This is a genomic window from Alteromonas sp. ABH4_457 (genome assembly GCF_056160625.1).
On record NZ_JBSWXN010000010.1, the window covers coordinates 45,662 to 61,893 of the forward strand.

Annotated in this window: 15 protein-coding genes and 1 other annotated feature (1 of these 16 cut by a window edge); of the genes, 7 read left to right on the forward strand and 8 right to left on the reverse strand. The window is 49.2% G+C overall.

What is annotated here, in order from left to right; translation table 11 throughout:
- Nucleotides 1-52: a sequence feature (His leader region), on the reverse strand (it extends 65 nt beyond the left edge of the window).
- 234 nt (nucleotides 53-286) lie between these two features.
- On the forward strand, nucleotides 287-610 hold the full coding sequence (locus ACXAGR_RS22865; protein WP_474852734.1) for a hypothetical protein: 324 nt from the start codon (nucleotides 287-289) through the stop codon (nucleotides 608-610).
- A 109-nt stretch (nucleotides 611-719) separates the two neighbouring features.
- Nucleotides 720-3,437 (forward strand): M16 family metallopeptidase, encoded by a 2,718-nt coding sequence (locus ACXAGR_RS22870; RefSeq protein WP_474852736.1) that lies wholly within the window; start codon nucleotides 720-722, stop codon nucleotides 3,435-3,437.
- A 151-nt stretch (nucleotides 3,438-3,588) separates the two neighbouring features.
- On the opposite strand, the gene arsB is transcribed toward ACXAGR_RS22870, so the two are convergent.
- The 8 genes from arsB to ACXAGR_RS22910 all read right to left on the reverse strand — a co-directional run bounded on the left by arsB (nucleotide 3,589) and on the right by ACXAGR_RS22910 (nucleotide 10,666).
- Nucleotides 3,589-4,605: an ACR3 family arsenite efflux transporter gene (gene arsB, locus ACXAGR_RS22875; RefSeq protein ID WP_474852738.1), complete on the reverse strand. Its 1,017-nt coding sequence runs from the start codon at nucleotides 4,603-4,605 to the stop codon at nucleotides 3,589-3,591.
- Between the two features lie 11 nt (nucleotides 4,606-4,616).
- A complete protein-coding gene (gene arsH, locus ACXAGR_RS22880; RefSeq protein ID WP_474852740.1) occupies nucleotides 4,617-5,351 on the reverse strand; it encodes an arsenical resistance protein ArsH in 735 nt (244 codons plus the stop codon).
- On the reverse strand, nucleotides 5,351-5,824 hold the full coding sequence (locus ACXAGR_RS22885) for an arsenate reductase ArsC (RefSeq protein WP_474846518.1): 474 nt from the start codon (nucleotides 5,822-5,824) through the stop codon (nucleotides 5,351-5,353). The genes arsH and ACXAGR_RS22885 overlap by 1 nt, the downstream gene beginning before the upstream one ends.
- 21 nt (nucleotides 5,825-5,845) lie before the next feature.
- Entirely contained in the window at nucleotides 5,846-6,184 is a 339-nt protein-coding gene (locus ACXAGR_RS22890; RefSeq protein WP_474846516.1) for a metalloregulator ArsR/SmtB family transcription factor, read from the reverse strand.
- A 125-nt stretch (nucleotides 6,185-6,309) separates the two neighbouring features.
- Complete coding sequence (locus ACXAGR_RS22895; RefSeq protein ID WP_474852742.1) at nucleotides 6,310-6,822, reverse strand: nucleotidyltransferase family protein; 513 nt, start codon at nucleotides 6,820-6,822, stop codon at nucleotides 6,310-6,312.
- 50 nt (nucleotides 6,823-6,872) lie between these two features.
- The gene (locus tag ACXAGR_RS22900) at nucleotides 6,873-7,439 is read right to left on the reverse strand and encodes a lipid-binding SYLF domain-containing protein (protein ID WP_303575479.1); all 567 of its coding nucleotides are present in this window, start codon (nucleotides 7,437-7,439) and stop codon (nucleotides 6,873-6,875) included.
- A gap of 227 nt (nucleotides 7,440-7,666) precedes the next feature.
- Complete coding sequence (locus ACXAGR_RS22905) at nucleotides 7,667-9,586, reverse strand: methyl-accepting chemotaxis protein (protein WP_474846512.1); 1,920 nt, start codon at nucleotides 9,584-9,586, stop codon at nucleotides 7,667-7,669.
- Nucleotides 9,587-9,775: 189 nt separating this feature from the next.
- Nucleotides 9,776-10,666, reverse strand: a complete 891-nt coding sequence (locus ACXAGR_RS22910; RefSeq protein ID WP_474852744.1) for a TraB/GumN family protein — start codon at nucleotides 10,664-10,666, stop codon at nucleotides 9,776-9,778.
- A 139-nt stretch (nucleotides 10,667-10,805) separates the two neighbouring features.
- Here ACXAGR_RS22910 and ACXAGR_RS22915 point away from each other — a divergent pair, with 139 nt between their 5' ends.
- The 5 genes from ACXAGR_RS22915 (at nucleotide 10,806) to ACXAGR_RS22935 (ending at nucleotide 16,221) form a co-directional block, all read left to right on the forward strand.
- On the forward strand, nucleotides 10,806-11,705 hold the full coding sequence (locus ACXAGR_RS22915) for a sulfite exporter TauE/SafE family protein (RefSeq protein ID WP_474846508.1): 900 nt from the start codon (nucleotides 10,806-10,808) through the stop codon (nucleotides 11,703-11,705).
- A gap of 69 nt (nucleotides 11,706-11,774) precedes the next feature.
- Nucleotides 11,775-13,082, forward strand: coding sequence for an alpha-amylase family glycosyl hydrolase (locus tag ACXAGR_RS22920; protein WP_474852746.1), 1,308 nt, complete (start codon nucleotides 11,775-11,777; stop codon nucleotides 13,080-13,082).
- 95 nt (nucleotides 13,083-13,177) lie between these two features.
- Complete coding sequence (locus tag ACXAGR_RS22925) at nucleotides 13,178-15,091, forward strand: DNA repair helicase YoaA (protein WP_303575410.1); 1,914 nt, start codon at nucleotides 13,178-13,180, stop codon at nucleotides 15,089-15,091.
- 11 nt (nucleotides 15,092-15,102) lie between these two features.
- Nucleotides 15,103-15,777, forward strand: a complete 675-nt coding sequence (gene tsaB, locus ACXAGR_RS22930) for a tRNA (adenosine(37)-N6)-threonylcarbamoyltransferase complex dimerization subunit type 1 TsaB (protein ID WP_474852748.1) — start codon at nucleotides 15,103-15,105, stop codon at nucleotides 15,775-15,777.
- A 138-nt stretch (nucleotides 15,778-15,915) separates the two neighbouring features.
- A complete protein-coding gene (locus ACXAGR_RS22935) occupies nucleotides 15,916-16,221 on the forward strand; it encodes a hypothetical protein (RefSeq protein WP_303575407.1) in 306 nt (101 codons plus the stop codon).
- Nucleotides 16,222-16,232: the final 11 nt, after the last annotated feature.

Sequence of the window (16,232 nt, forward strand, 5' to 3'; positions counted from 1 at the left end):
TAGACCTTCCAGCACGAACCTGAAAGGTTATGCTTTATGATGGTGGTGATGGTTAGCAGCGCAATTAAACATGTAAAATTCGTTTCCAATCTTTTTGACGCGGCAAACAGTAGCTAATTGAGTGATCTAAATCAACCCCCAAAAGCCATAATAAGGGAATTATTATACTAAATGTTTGGTCATAAGTTATATCTTACTGTTCGAAACGGGTTAAAACCTGCGACTGTGAAATAAATGTCATCAAAAATGCGAATAATCGCGTGTTTTTATTTACGTGGAGGTGAGGGTGAGCAACGACCTTATTTTTCCTATTCTGCCGAGAGAGGGCAAGGTGCCGGTTAAACCGGATGACCGCGTAAAGAAAGTCAGTAAGGAAGCGGAAACCAAAGGCCTTGGTGAAGATGAGCGTTATGAGCACGACGAGGAGCGTCGTGTGGCTGAAAAGCAACAACGTGACAGCGGGCATCATCAGGATAATAAAGGAGGTCAACAAGCTGAAAATGCTAAAGAAAGTCAGCCGGTCAGTTCCGGACACGAGGCAGACAGCAGTCAGGAGCCCTCTCCAGACAATAAAGACAGTAAAATAAAGCATTTAGATATCTATATCTGATCCAATTTTGTCTGGTGTTCCGGTAAATATCCGCTAGTATGAAAATTAACCTGTAGGGCTTGCACCGGTGATACAGGACAACTAACAATAAATACTACGGACAGATATTATGAAGAAATCACTGCTGCTGATTGCGATGGCAATTACGCATACCTGCCTGAATGCTGCGTCTTTAAACGTTGACGATCTGGCTATCCCTCATACCCGTTATCAACTGGACAATGGCCTGACGTTACTGGTCCACGAAGATCACAAAGCGCCCATTGTCGCGGTCTCTGTTTGGTACAACGTGGGGTCTAAAGATGAGAAACCCGGTAAAACCGGTTTCGCTCACCTGTTTGAACACCTTATGTTTAACGGCTCGGAAAACTACGACGGCGAATACTTCAAGCCCTTTGACCAGGTGGGCGCCACCGATATGAACGGTACCACCTGGTTTGACCGCACCAACTACTTCCAGAATGTTCCGTCTACCGCCGTCGACCTTGCGTTGTGGATGGAATCTGATCGCATGGGGCATCTGCTTGGTGCCATCACACAGGAAAAGCTGGATAACCAGCGTGGCGTGGTACAGAACGAAAAACGTCAGGGCGACAACACGCCTTACCGTAAAGCTGAATACAGTTTGCTGGAGGGGATTTTTCCTGAAGGACACCCGTATCGCTGGAGTACCATCGGCTCCATGGAAGATTTGAATGCGGCCAGTCTGGATGATGTAAAAGCCTGGTTTGAGCAGTACTACGGTGCTGCCAATACTGTCATTGTCCTCGCCGGTGACATTACGCCCGAAGTGGCAAAGCAGAAAGTGGAGCATTACTTTGGTGATATTCCTCCCGGACCGCCTTTAAAACGTCTGAAATCCTATGTGCCGGTTAAAGACTCCAACAGCTATGAGGAATTGTTCGACAAAGTGGCGGCTGAACGCATCTACCGGGTCTGGCCAGTAGCCGGAAGGGTAGATGATGATACTGAAGCACTGAATTTGCTGGCCAAAGTGATGGGAGAAGGCAAAACCTCACGCCTGTATCAGCGCCTGGTGGAAAAAGAAAAGCTGGCAACCGGTATTGATGCGTATTTAGAAGAGCATACGCTGGCAAGTATCTTCACCCTCGAAGTGACGCTCGGTGCAAATGCTGATGAAGATAAAGTGTCTGCGATTATTGATGAAGAAATTGCCGCTCTGCTTGCCAAACCGGTAAGTAAGCAGGAACTGGAAGGTGCGCGGATGCGCACGCTTTCCCGCACTATACGCGGTATGGAGAAGATTGGTGGCTTTGGCGGAAAGGCTAATGTTCTGGCCGAAGGCGAGTTATATGCCGGTGATTCAGACCACTATATGAAAAGCCTGAAGCGCTATTCAGAGGCAACACCAAAGCAGCTCAATACTGTCGCTAAAAAATGGCTCGATCTTCCTTATCATCAGTTGATTGTCCGCCCGTTTCCGAATTATGCAGCAAGTACAGAAGGCGCTGACCGATCTGCATTACCGGAGGTGACAGACATGCCCGTGCTGTCGTTTCCTGAGGCAGAGGAATTTACCCTGGATAACGGGTTACCGGTCTATTTTGTTAAGCGTGATGCCGTGCCTGATGTTTCTCTGCGTATTGTGTTCGACAGTGGTTATGCCGCCGACGCGTATGGCTATCCATTGGGTTCATCATCAATGACCATGCGCATGCTGGAAGAAGGCTCCGGTAAAATTAATGGTGAAGCTTACAAAACGAAAATGGACATGCTGGGCGCTGCCAGCTATTTTGGCGGCTCGCTGGACAGCTCTTATGCACATTTACAATCTCTTACCGCGAACTTAAAACCTGCATTGTCACTTTTCAGCAGCGTGGTAAAAAATCCGGCCATGCGGGAAAGCGATCTGGAAAAACTGAAGCCGATCTGGCTGTCGGATATTGCTCAGGAAAAATCTCAGCCGGTACAACTGGCGTTCCGGGAATTGCCGCCCTTGCTGTATGGAAAAGATCATCCATACGGTATGCCGCTGACAGGTTCCGGTACCAATGAGTCGGTCAGTGAAATTTCCACCAAAATACTCAAGGACTTTCATAGCACCTGGATACGCCCGGACAATGCGAAAATCATTGTAGTGGGTGACATCGAAAAATCAGCACTCAAGTCCATGTTGAATGACAGTCTGGGTGACTGGACTGTGAGTGGCCAATCCGGAGAAAAGCGCATTGCTGATGTACCCCAAGTGAAAGGCCGTACATTCTACCTGGCCAACCGTCCTGATTCTCCCCAGTCGCTTATACTGGCCGGTAAACTCATCCCGCCTGTATCAGATAAAAACACGCTGGCTATCGAAACGGCTAATGCCATAGTAGGCGGTAAATTTACCGCCCGCCTGAATATGAATTTGCGGGAAGATAAAGGCTGGGCTTACGGTGCACGCAGCCTTGCGATGACAACATTGGGCCAGCGTCCGTGGTTTGTGTACGCGCCGGTACAGAGTGACAAAACCGTCGAATCGGTCAACGAAATAGACCGCGAGATGAAAGAATACAATGGTGATAATCCGGCAACGGAAACGGAGCTGACCGAAACCGTTACGACTGAAATCCGTAAGTTACCGGGCTTATTTGAAACAAACGGTAGCGTGCTGTCAGAAATTGAGTCCAGTCTGAAAGAGGGTAAGCCGCTCAACTATCCTATGTTATTACAGCAGGAGTATGACAAGCTCACCCTGGAAGACGTCAGGGCGCAGTCCGGTTTGTTCACTACTGATAATGTCATTTATCTGATTGTGGGTGACGCTGCACTTTACAAGGACAAACTGGAGACAATGGGTAAAGTGGTGATGCTGGAAATAGAGTAAGCTCCTGTCCGGCAGCAAATGAGTGGTGCCCCGGAAGCGCTATGAACGTAAACGCTCCGAACGTTAACGCTCTGAATTAAAAACGAAAGGCCCGCTCTGTAAAGAGCGGGCCTTTTTATTATTCACAATAGCGGGTAGCGCCACGTATTAGTTAGTTAAACCAGTGCCGCGTTCTGTTTGCAAAACCTACCAACGACAGCATCACAGGCACCTCTACCAGCACGCCGACTACAGTAGCCAGTGCGGCTCCCGAGTGGAGACCAAACAAAGAAATTGCCACGGCAACAGCCAGTTCAAAAAAGTTTGACGTGCCTATCATGCATGCCGGGGCGGCAACATCGTGGGGCAATCCCATGCGCTTAGCCAGCCAGTAAGCCAGAAAGAAAATGCCGTAGGTCTGAATAAGCAGCGGTATGGCAATTAATACAATGGCCTGCGGATCTGCAATGATAGTTTCAGACTGAAAGCCGAATAGCAGTACAACGGTAGCCAGCAACCCGATAATTGACCAGGGCTTCATGGTGGCAAGAAATTGTGTCAGGCGCTGGTGGTTGTCCTTACTGTCCAGTACTTTCCGTGTAATCACACCGGCCACAAGAGGGATCACAACGTACAGCACGACAGATAACAGCAACGTGTTCCAGGGAACAGTAATATCGGTAACGCCCAGCAGAAATGCCGCTAACGGCGCAAAGGCGAAAATCATGATGATATCGTTCACGGACACCTGCACGAGGGTATAGTTGGCATCACCCTTTGTGAGCTGACTCCATACAAACACCATGGCGGTGCAGGGGGCCACACCCAGTAAGATCATACCGGCTATGTATTCGCCCGCTGTTTGCGGGTCGACCCAGTCTGCAAAGATGCCTTTAAAGAACAGCCAGCCCAGAAAAGCCATAGAAAAAGGCTTAAACAACCAGTTGATGATAAGGGTCAGAACCAGGCCTTTGGGTTTCTTTCCTACATCTTTAACTGAGGTGAAATCTACCTGTACCATCATCGGGTAAATCATCAGCCAGATAAGTACGGCGATAACCAGATTAACATGTGCATATTCAAGCCCTGCTACAGTAGCAAACAAGTCCGGAAACAAACTGCCTGCAAGCAAGCCTGTAACAATCGCAAGTGCAACCCAGACCGAGAGGAAGCGTTCAAATAATCCCATGGTTCAATATCCTAAATCGATTTTTGATTAACGCGTTTGCTCAGTGCCTCTGCACTTTCCACCCGCTCAGAATAGCGATCGACAAAAAAGTCTTTATTGCCACGAAGCAGCAGGGTGAATTTCATTAACTCTTCCATCACATCCACGATGCGGTTGTAGAACGGGGAAGGTTTCATGCGGCCGTCTTCTTCAAATTCGAGGAAGGCTTTGGGTACCGACGACTGATTAGGTATGGTAACCATACGCATCCAGCGACCCAGAATTCGCATCTGATTGACCGTATTAAATGACTGCGAACCACCGCAGACCTGCATCAGCGCCAGCGTTTTACCCTGAGTAGGGCGGACACCGCCGATATTTAACGGCACCCAGTCTATCTGACTTTTGAAAATGCTGGTCATGCCACCGTGACGCTCCGGCGAGCACCACACCTGACCTTCTGACCACATCATTAATTCACGAAGTTCTTTCACTTTCGGATGATGTTCATCACCGGTGTCGGCTTGCGGTAAACCTTCCGGATTAAAAATACGTGTTTCCGCCCCCATGGCGGTAAGCAAACGGGCGGCTTCTTCTACAGCAAGGCGGCTGAACGAACGATCACGCAGGGAACCGTATAGAAGTAATATTCGCGGCTTATGTTCAGAGGCGCCCGGCAAACAGGCATCAAAAACCGGTGTTTGCCAGTGTGAAGTATCGATATTGGGCAAATCAGAAGCTGGGGATGTCCCGGACTCTTTTGACATCAGTGTTGCACTCCTAAATCTGTGAGAGCCTTGCGCAGAGCTTCAGTATCACCTGCTTTTTCAGCAATGGTCAGCAACTGTTTTGCTCTTTCTTCAATAATGCGGATGCAGCTTAAAAAGGCTGCGCGGATCTCTTCAGTGGTGCCACTTTCTTTCGATGGATCTGACAGGCCCCAGTGAACTTTTACACTGTTACCGAACCAGACCGGGCAGGTCTCACCCGCTGCTGAGTCACATACCGTAATGACAACATCAGCGCTGAAGTCTTCGAATTCGTCCCATGACTGGCTTTGCAAGCCTGCTGTACTGTAGCCGGATTCTTCCAGATATTTCACAGACAGCGGGTGTACTTCACCCACCGGCTGGCTGCCGGCGCTGCGAGCTTCAATGATGCCGCGGCCAATCTGGTTGGTGATGGCTTCGCTAAGGATACTCCGGCACCGGTTGTGGGTGCAGATAAACAGAATTTTCATAAGTGTATTCCTGTTAAAAATTTAATTACAACAATCCTTGCCGTTAAGCTGGCATTGCTTAAAAGTCGCCAATAACGCCTCGAAGTCTTCGCTGTTACTTTCACTGGCGCTGGCAATCACAGATTTTGCCCATGCCGGCAGTTCGGGATGAAGGCGGTAGTACACCCATTTGCCACGGCGTTCATCCAGCAAAATGTTGCATTTACGTAGTGATGCCAGGTGACGGGATGTCTTGGGTTGATCCAATTTCAGGGTTTCCATCAGCTCGCACACGCAGGCTTCACCAAACGTATGGATAAGCACAACGGATTTCAGCCGTGTGTCGTCGGCCAGACATTTAAACAGTTGCAGCGCATTCATAAGCTAATACATGTGAAATAGTACATATGTGGAATTTCACATGTTTTGAGGTGAGAGTCAATGACAGTTTTGTGAAGTTTTCACCGGGATAAGAAAGAAAGGAAGGGCAAGGGCGCGAAAAGACGTTACCGCTGAATCTGCCCGTGTTGCACTTTCAGCTCCGGCCACTCAGCCAACCACGATTTATTTTTTACCCGTGAATCAAAGGTTGCCTTTGCTGCCAGCGGATTGCGGGTGATGGTATTGTTGTAGTTGTGATTTAATCCATAAGCACTGAATACTTCGATATTTCCGTTGTGAAGTCTGGCTGCGACAGTAGTTTCAATTTCAATCCAGTGTGAAACCGCATCCGGGGTACTGCTGAATGGCGGACGTTCATGTTTATCATGCATACGTGCCTGGTTACGGACTTCCCAGTTCAGCGCCGGCATGACGGTGTTCAACCGGCCTGTGTGCACAGTTTCGGCTTCAACAGAAATGTTGTTACTATCGAAGTACACCACATCCACGTCATTAAGGGGAGTGGGAATGCTGCGCCGGTGAGTGTGATCCCAGATGAGGTTTCTGATGAATCCGGCGCCAATCCAGCAGTCCGGTAACGATAAGGCCGCTACGGCTTGCAGAGCTGCATACCGCAACGGATCATCCTTTAAAAGCTGCACGGTTAAATCGCGCAACGCTGTTTCATTTAGTTGAGTTGTTTGTCTGGCCAGAATTTGGTGCCTTTTACCGAAGCCTGCAGAGCAAGACCGGATTCCGTCATTGTGTAAACGGTAATATCACCTAAATACCCTTCACCTTCAACCGACATACCTTTTTGACCAGCCTTTGCAGTGGCATCTGCGTTACCCCCTGCGGTCCAGCCGTTCTCAATAAAGTAGTTAATGGCTTTTTGAGAATGAAACACCAGCACAATGCGGTAATCTTTTGCTCCGATCCCCAGTCCCACGCCGCCCTCGGCCATATTCATGTATGTCTGATGGCCGGTTGTGTTGTTGTTAACTACACCGTAACCGGTGCCGGCTGAAACAAAGATAATATTCACATTCGCATTGCTGAAAACGGCATAGCCGGGCGCTGTTTCTATTTGCGCTTTTACATCGGGTTTTTCTTTGTAGAGTTTCGCCAGCGCCACATCCTGCATGGTTAGTATGGCGTCCCGCTTTTCAGCAACGGTGCCACTGCCCATGGAAGCGCAGCCTGATACCAGCATCAGTACACCGGCAGCGAACACAATACGTTTGGTTTTTATCATTCTAATCAGATTTATCATGCTATTACTCCTGTAAGAACCTGTCTGAATGCAGACGAGGCAATAAGCAACTTCAGATCTGACAGAACAAAGCAATTAGCGTGCTTAGTTTTATAAAGTCTTTTTATTCAATGTGTTATGTGTGATTCGGGAAGGGTGTAGCCGGAAAGGAAAGGGGGCGATGGCGCAATTTACAGACACTCGTCCGCAAATTGCGCCAAACCTGATCATCAAAAGCGGTAGCGTCTCAGTTGCTCCCGCATTTGTTCAATCTGCTCAACCAGCGCTTCACAGTTATCAGATACCTCGCGGGCATGTTGCTCATTTTCACTACCAACCTGCTGAATGCTGTTGAGTCGTTTGGATACATCCTGCGATACTGCGGCCTGCTGTGTGGCCATTGATGCGGTTTCCTGATTCAGGGAAGTAATGGTTGCGACGGCGGACAGTGCTTTTTGCAACGTCTCTCCGGCTTTTTGTGTCACTTCCACGGTTGCAAATGCATTGTCTTTATTCGACTGCATGCGCTCAGACGCATCGCGGCTGCCTTGTTGCAGGCGTTCAATCATGACGCGGATTTCTTCAGTAGAGCTTTGGGTACGGCTTGCCAGTGAGCGAACTTCATCTGCGACCACCGCAAAGCCCCGGCCCTGTTCTCCGGCACGGGCGGCCTCAATGGCAGCATTCAGAGCCAGCAAATTGGTTTGTTCGGCAATATTGCGGATAACATCCATGACACCACTGATTTCCTCACTGGAGCGGGCCAGATCGGTAATTACCTGTACAGAGGCATCCACTTCCCGGGCCTGCTTCTCTATGTCTTTGATAGTCGCTTTCAGTACATTAACGCTGTTACGGGTGTCAGCGTCGGCCGCATTTGCAGCATCGCTGGCATGATGAATATTTACTGAGACCGCTTCCGCGCTTTGTTGCAGCTCAGTGATGGCACTGGTGATCGCACTGGTTTCGTCAGATAAGGATTTCACGGTTTTCTGTGCGCTGGAGGCTGTTCTGTTCAGCACCTGTGATTTGGACTGCATAGCCTGAGTGGCACTGTCGACGTTTTGTAACGTGGACTGCAGTTGTGCCAGTAATTTATTGAAGGCCTGTGCCATGCGGCCAAATTCATCATTCTTTTTGTTTTCGAAGCGGAAAGTCAGATCGCCTTCACCGCCGGACAAACTGTTGACAACCTGATTAAACTCATCCAGAGGCTGACCCACATAACGTTTCACCAGGATAACCAGACTGATAAGAACAATGCCACTCGCCACCAGTACTTTAATCAGCAAAACGAAAAGCGCTGTGCTGAGCATGGACGTTTTCTCACTGTTCGATTCCGCCAGCAAGATGTCGTAGCCCCATCGGCTGAATGGCACAACGGTCAGATTCCATTTGTCGTCTCCGGAGAGGGCGGCTTTGACGTCACTTTCGTTCACATGAGAAGAATGCATACGGACATTGCCTTTTGCATCACGCAGGGCAACGAATCCTTTTTCCAGTATATGACTGCGGGCAATGGCTTCTTCCAGCAGTTTTAAATCAGCGGAGTATCCCACATACCAGATGCCGACAACCTGACTGGCGCTATTGAACATGGGTTCATAACCGGTCAGATAAGGATTGCCGAGAATATCAACTTCACCGTAATAGGCTTCACCATTTTTGATTTTCGCCATGGCTTTGCCCTGAGGGGCGAGTTTGGTTCCAATTGCGCGCTGACCGTCTTTAATCACATTTGTACTGACGCGGATGTAGTCATCACCCCGGCGACTGAATAATGTTGCCGTGCCGCCCATAATGCTGGTTAGCCCGTCAACCAGGGTAAAATCATTCGCCTGTGGTTTTCCGCCCAGTAAAAGCTGCGTGGAAAGCGTTTCTTTCACCATCACATCACCAGCCTGTGAGGGTGTTCCCAATGCTGCGCCCCGTTGCTTTAATAACGCCATACTGCTTTTTACCCGTTCACTCATCAGTGAATCGGTGACTGCAAAAATATCCAGCAAGCGCTTAGATGTCTGATCTATTTGTGTCTGGATCTGATGGTCAATATCAGACTTGATGGATACGGAAGTTACTATGCCTACAATGACAGTAAATACCGCTATCACAATGGAAATGGCGATGAGAAATCTTCGCTTTATGGACATGCAAACTCCGTTAAAACAATCAGACGCTTAAGCTTTCCGGACAGCGCAGGCAGCAGAAGCGACCGGATGACAGGTCGCTCTGGTTAACTGGCATTTTTCGTTGATTTAAGCGTAGTTTAAAATTTCAGAACAGTAATGATTATTTTGTCTGAAATCGTCTTTACGCTTACATATATCGGCGGGTAATACTTATTTATTAACTTTAATGACGGAATAACCTTCACTTTCAAGCATAGCGATAACGCCTTCGGCACCGGCCATATGCATGGTGCCAACCAGTACAAACTCTGTTTCCGGCGTGGTCAGGTACTCTTCAATGTGCGGGAGCCACGCTTTATTTCTGTTCGTCAGCATTTCATCGTACACCTCAGGATAGTCTGTTTTGAAGCTTTCCATGCTGTCGTTATACAGAGCCTGCATGTCACCGGTCAGCCAGTTTTCCTTCATCGGTTCCAGTGAGTCATTCATGGTTTCTAACTCTTCCAGGGTGTAGCGGATGTAGGCATCTTCGTCACCTTCACTCAGTCCGGCCAGCATCATTAATTGCTGCTCAGGCGTTTCAAACCAGCCTACAGACTTCTGGTCTTCCGTCGCGCGGGCGAAGAAGTATTTATCGACGCCCTGACTGGTTAAACCTGCCCGCTGCATTTCCAGCATAGACAGCGAAATGCCAAGAAATGATGCTTTCATCTTACTGACCTGAGCTACCGGAATACCTCTTTCAGAAAGCCAGTCAGACAGCATACTGAAAGTCTCTTCAGATAAGTCATCTCTGATTGTACGTCCGCCCTGATAAGTCATCAGTTGCAGTGTTTTACGTGTGAAATCCGGCGTATCCAGCGCACCCAGATCGGTTTCGAATATGACTTTACCGGATGCTTTGTAGGCGATGTCATATTCTGCCGGCAACGGGTAGTCCTGCGGGCTGAGGATATGCAGAGTGCCACCGAGATAGACGGTATTCCCGTTCTTGCTCACCTCCCAGACTGATGCTGAGAAAGCAGTGAGCGGCGTAGCCATACCCCATAAAGCCACTGCGGCTATAAAACCCTTTTTTAATCCGGTGTAGGCTGTTCGCATAATACTGAGTCCTTTGCTACGATTCCTCTTATAATGTGCTATGCAATTTACTGTTAAAGCTGTAAAAGTACAATTCTCAAATGTTTGTTTTCACCTGCGAAAGCCATCGCGGTGTAATTTCTGGATAAGTAGTCTGTCTGTGTTAAGTATCATCCGTCAGTTTTCCGTTCCCTCTGCGCTGATCATCCTCTGGTTTATTGTGTTGTTTATGCAACCGGATCCGGCTGGTATCGTGGCAGAAAATGGTGCTTTTGCGTTACTCGGTGTTATCGGTGCTGTGTTTGCGAACGCAACCGGGGCCGGTGGCGGCGTTGTTTTTGTGCCGGTGTTCCACCATCTGGATTTTTCCCCTCAGAACATTGTGGCAACCAGTTTTGCCATTCAGTGCTGCGGTATGACGGCCGGTGCATTGAGCTGGTGGGCGTTTTTTCGAAACAAAGAAAAGCACAACGAACACTGGCAAATGTTACCGCAGGTGGTGGCACTTACAGTGCCGGCTTCGGTGTGCGGTATTCTGATGGCACAGTTTGCTGCCGGCAGCATTCCGTTGTTGTCTTTCATTCAGGGTAACGTGAATGATTTGCACCTGGGCTTCGGTATTTTCTCTATTTTTCTGGCTCTGGTCATTTTTGCCAGTATCCCGTTATTAAAGAAAACCCGGTTCAGAAGTAGCCTCTCCATGGCTGAAACTGCGCTGTTGCCCGTGGTGGCGTTTGTTGGCGGAGCTGTAACCGCATGGTTGTCTGTCGGCGTCGGTGAGCTTGTTGCTGTATTTCTTATTCTGAGAGGCTTTCACGTTACCATGGCAATTGCTGTCGCTGTGATGCTGACTGCGTTTTCAGTATGGGGCGGGGTGATTTACCATGTCACTGAATCCTTAGCCATTGTCTGGCCGGTGGTATTGTTTGCCGGAGCAGGTGCAATCATTGGCGGCAGACTGGCGAAATATGTTGTGCTGGCATTTTCCGTACAGAAATTAAAATTGTTTTTCGGTTTATGGGTATTACTGCTGGGGATCAGCGGATTGCCGGTATTCTGAACGGAAAACTTTTCATCGGGAATGACGTATCAATGCTATGAGATTGATTTTTAACGCCCGGAGAACATTATGGCTGCAGATTTTTTACCGCAAAACCGCTATCAGGTTGCGCAACCTGCGTGGTCTGAAAACGCGGTCATCTATCAGGTCAATACCCGCCAGTTCAGTGCTGAAGGAAATTTTCAGGGCGTAATTAAAGGTCTTGAGCATATCAAAGCGCTGGGCGCAGACATCATTTATCTCATGCCGGTACAGCCCATCGGTATCAAAAACCGCAAGGGGTCACTGGGCAGTCCCTATTCTGTAAAAGATTACTTTGCCATTAATCCCGAGTTCGGAGACGAGAACAGTTTCGCCGCACTTGTCAGTGAAATTCACCGGCTTGATATGAAGGTGATTCTCGACTGGATCCCTAATCACAGTGCCTGGGATAATCCCCTCACCGTGTCCCATCCTGACTGGTATGCAAAAGATTATCAGGGTAATTTCAGACCGTCACCGTGGTGGGACTGGGACGATATTATTGAGTTTGATTACAGTGTGCCGGCGTTGCGCCGTTACATGACTGAGGCAATGTGTTACTGGGTAGAACGGTTTGATATTGACGGTTTTCGCTGCGATGTTGCCGGTTACGTACCCAATGATTTCTGGGCTCAGGCCAGAGCCGCGCTGGATGCTATTAAACCGGTTTTCATGCTGGCTGAATGGGAGAACCGCGACCTTCACGAACAGGCATTCAATATGACCTATGCCTGGAGCTGGAACGAGGCTATGCACGATATTGCTCAGGGCAGGGCACCGCTGGACAGGTTGAGAAAATACTATTCCTGGAACGAGCGCAGCTGGCCGGAGTCAGCCTACCGGATGACATTCGTCAGCAATCATGACAAAAATGCCTGGGATGGCACGCAGCATGAACAATTCGGACAGGCTCTGGAGGCTGCTATTGTGTTGTCTGTCACCGGCGAAGGTATGCCGCTTATTCACAATGGTCAGGAAGCGGGTGAAAACAAACGTCTGGCCTTTTTTGAACGGGATCCCATCGACTGGCAGGACCATGCCATCGGCGATCTTTACCGTGAACTGATTAGTTTGAAAAAGCGCGTGAAGGCATTGTGGAACGGAAAAGCCGGTGCAACCATGTTGCAGGTGAACAGCAATGATCTGAAGCGGGTTTTCAGTTACGTGCGCATGCAGGGAAAGGAGAAAATTCTGGTGTTGCTTAACTTATCCCCTGATACCGTTTCTCCCACCTTTGATGCCGGTCTGTATAACGGTCAGTACCGTGACGTGCTGAACCGTCAGGACATCGTGCTTGATGCTGCACAGCCGCCTATTTTGGCCCCCTGGGCCTATCGTGTTTACGAGGCGATATGAACATGAATTAAACTGGCCGGCCGGTCAGTGAATTCCTGCCCCATTTAGCTGATAATTCTGGCATACTACGCGCTTTGAATTTTTAGTGTTTGTTTATGCCTTCTGTATCTTCCCTGTTTACTGCTGACGGATTGCTGGCTAAGGCCATTCCGGGGTTTTCTCCCCGCGCCGCCCAGACGGACATGGCGCTGGCTGTGAAGTCAGCGCTGGACAATCAGCATTCGCTGATTGTTGAAGCCGGCACAGGAACAGGCAAAACTTTCGCTTATCTCGGTCCGGCATTGCTGGCTGAAGGTAAAGCAATCATTTCTACCGGAACGAAAAATCTGCAGGAGCAGCTTTACCACCGTGATTTGCCGGTGGTTAAAAAAGCGCTGGGCTCCCGCAGAAAAACAGCGCTATTAAAGGGCCGTTCGAATTATTTGTGTCTGCACCGCATGGGTCAGCATGGTGGTAATTCCACGCTGGTGGAAAAAGAAGTACTTGGTCAGCTATCAACGGTGAGAAGCTGGGCCGAGACCACCAAAACCGGTGATACCGGCGAACTGAAAACGTTGCCGGAAGATGCCAAAGTACTGCCGTTGATCACCTCAACAGTAGACAACTGCCTGGGACGTGATTGTCCCGAATATGAAGAATGTTATCTGGTAAAAGCCCGCCGCAAAGCGTTGGAGGCCGATATCATTGTGGTCAATCATCACCTTTTTTTTGCTGACATGGCGCTTAAGGACACAGGCTTCGGTGAACTCATCCCTGAAGCGGATGCCATCATATTCGATGAGGCTCACCAAATCCCCGATATCGCCAGCGATTACTTTGGTGAATCTTTGTCCAGCCGTCAGTTACAGGAACTGGCAAAAGATATTAACGTGCTCTACCGCACAGTGCTCAAAGACGCAGAACAGTTGGATAAAGCCGCAGAAAAATGCCGGATTGCATCAGCCGATTTGCGCCTGCTGTTTCCGGAAAATCCTGAAAGAGGCAACTGGGCCGAAGCGCTGGACAGAGATGACATACAAACTCAGGTCGCCAGATTAAAAGACGGCATCGGTGTGCTTCATGAAGTGATCAAACTGCACCTTGGCAGAGACAAAGATCTGGATAATATTTACGAGCGGGTAGTGCAGACACGGGAACAGCTTGACGCGTTATGTGATGCTGAACAGCAGGGTGTGAGCTTGTGGTATGAAACCACGCAAAGACACCTTATCCTGCATCTCACGCCGTTATCCATAGCTGCTAAGTTCCGCCGGTTTATCAATGCCGTGCCAAGGGGATGGGTTTTCACGTCTGCAACCCTGACTGTCGATGGCGGCTTTACCCATTTCCAGAAACGGATGGGACTGGACGATGCCAAAACTCTGGAACTGGAAAGTCCGTTTAACTACAAAGACCAGGCAATGCTCTGTGTGCCGAGGTTCCTGCCGGAGCCGAACAGCTTTGCCATGAAAGATACGTTGTTCGAAACGGCAAAACGTCTGATTAAGGCCAGTAAAGGCCGCTGTTTCTTGCTTTTCACCAGCCACGCCATGCTCCGTGAAATCGCCAAAAGGCTGGAGTTTGAGGTACCTAACAAGCTGCTGGTGCAGGGAACGACGACAAAGCAGGCACTGCTGGATGCTTATCTGGCAGATGAAAGTGCGGTGTTGCTCGGGACCGGTGCGTTCTGGGAAGGGGTTGATGTTCGCGGTAATGACCTTATATGCGTGATGATTGATAAACTGCCATTTGCTTCACCGGATGATCCGCTGTTACAGGCGCGCATGGAAGATGTGAAAAAGCGGGGAGCGAATCCTTTCGCTGCAATTCAGATCCCGCAGGCAGTCATCACGTTAAAGCAGGGGGCGGGACGGCTTATCCGTGATCCCACCGACAAAGGCGTACTGGTTATTTGTGATAACCGTCTGGTGACCAAACCCTATGCACAAACATTTGTATCAAGTTTACCTGATATGCAGAGAACACGTTCGCTGGACAAAGTTGAATCGTTTCTGCAAGCGATTAAATAGCCCGGAGTTTTATGATTTTACTTGCCATTGATACCGCTACTGAAGCCTGCTCTGTTGCGGTGAAAACCGAAAACGGTATTTTTCACCGTTTCGAAATTTGTCCGCAGCAACATAGTCAGCGATTGTTACCTATGGTTGATGAGGTAATGAAAGAAGCCGGTGTGAGCTTAAAAGAGACCGGCGGGCTGGTTTACGGTCGCGGGCCCGGCAGTTTCACCGGCGTTCGCATTGCCACCGGCATGATTCAGGGACTGGCTCTGGGCACGGGCCTGGAAGTCGCAGGTGTCAGCACCCTTACCGCGATGGCACAGCAGGTAATTGATACGCAGGGTGCCGGCCGTATCGCCTGCGCCATTGATGCGCGCATGGGTGAAGTGTACTTTGCACAATTTACAAATGTAAACGGTCAGGCGGAGTTAAACGGTGAAGAACAGGTATGCCCGCCTGAACACGCTGCAACGCTGCTCTCCGGAGATTTTGCCCGTGCCGGTACCGGCTGGATGGCCTATGATGAACTTAAGCAGTTTGGTGATGAGCCACCGAAAGTACTCTATCCCGACGCATTGCACATGCTGAAACCCGGCGAAGGGATGTTTGCCGGAGGCATGGCTACCAGTGTGGATAACATTGAACCTGTTTATCTGCGGGATAAAGTGACGTGGAAAAAGCTTCCCGGCAGGGAATAGTGGTGCGTTTTTTGCGTGACATTGTATTCGGGCTAAAATAAGCTTAAATACTCAGTAAACGCCACTCAGCGTTTTTTACAGCTTACTTAAACCCAGTATCAGCTAACCGTCAATCACAAAAACAGGAACTCATACAGCGTGGAAATTCAGTCCGGCTTCAGTATTATCAGACCTGATCAGGCGCCCCGCCGGGAGCAGCCTGAGAAAGTGGATGCCAGACAGAAAGAACCTGTTCAAAGTGTTGAAGGTATCGTTGTACCTGAACCGGTGCGCAGCAGCCAGTCTGATGATGTACTGAACTCTGCAAAGAAATTTCAGCAGCAAACCGGTTACGACCAGCCGGAAGGCAAAGGTCAGCAGGCCACTGCTGCCTACCAGAGCCTTGAACGGGAAGCGCAGCGGGATTCTATCCGTCAGCTCCTCGGTGTAGACATTTACGCCTGACCTCCTTATTC

Excerpts from the sequence above, each read along its gene's own strand:
- ACXAGR_RS22870 (WP_474852736.1), top strand. The coding sequence starts at position 720 with ATGAAGAAATCACTGCTGCTGATTGCGATGGCAATTACGCATACCTGC.
- arsB (WP_474852738.1), bottom strand. The coding sequence starts at position 4,605 with ATGGGATTATTTGAACGCTTCCTCTCGGTCTGGGTTGCACTTGCGATT.
- arsH (WP_474852740.1), bottom strand. The coding sequence starts at position 5,351 with ATGTCAAAAGAGTCCGGGACATCCCCAGCTTCTGATTTGCCCAATATC.
- ACXAGR_RS22885 (WP_474846518.1), bottom strand. The coding sequence starts at position 5,824 with ATGAAAATTCTGTTTATCTGCACCCACAACCGGTGCCGGAGTATCCTT.
- ACXAGR_RS22890 (WP_474846516.1), bottom strand. The coding sequence starts at position 6,184 with ATGAATGCGCTGCAACTGTTTAAATGTCTGGCCGACGACACACGGCTG.
- ACXAGR_RS22900 (WP_303575479.1), bottom strand. The coding sequence starts at position 7,439 with ATGATAAAAACCAAACGTATTGTGTTCGCTGCCGGTGTACTGATGCTG.
- ACXAGR_RS22905 (WP_474846512.1), bottom strand. The coding sequence starts at position 9,586 with ATGTCCATAAAGCGAAGATTTCTCATCGCCATTTCCATTGTGATAGCG.
- ACXAGR_RS22910 (WP_474852744.1), bottom strand. The coding sequence starts at position 10,666 with ATGCGAACAGCCTACACCGGATTAAAAAAGGGTTTTATAGCCGCAGTG.
- ACXAGR_RS22920 (WP_474852746.1), top strand. The coding sequence starts at position 11,775 with ATGGCTGCAGATTTTTTACCGCAAAACCGCTATCAGGTTGCGCAACCT.
- ACXAGR_RS22925 (WP_303575410.1), top strand. The coding sequence starts at position 13,178 with ATGCCTTCTGTATCTTCCCTGTTTACTGCTGACGGATTGCTGGCTAAG.
- tsaB (WP_474852748.1), top strand. The coding sequence starts at position 15,103 with ATGATTTTACTTGCCATTGATACCGCTACTGAAGCCTGCTCTGTTGCG.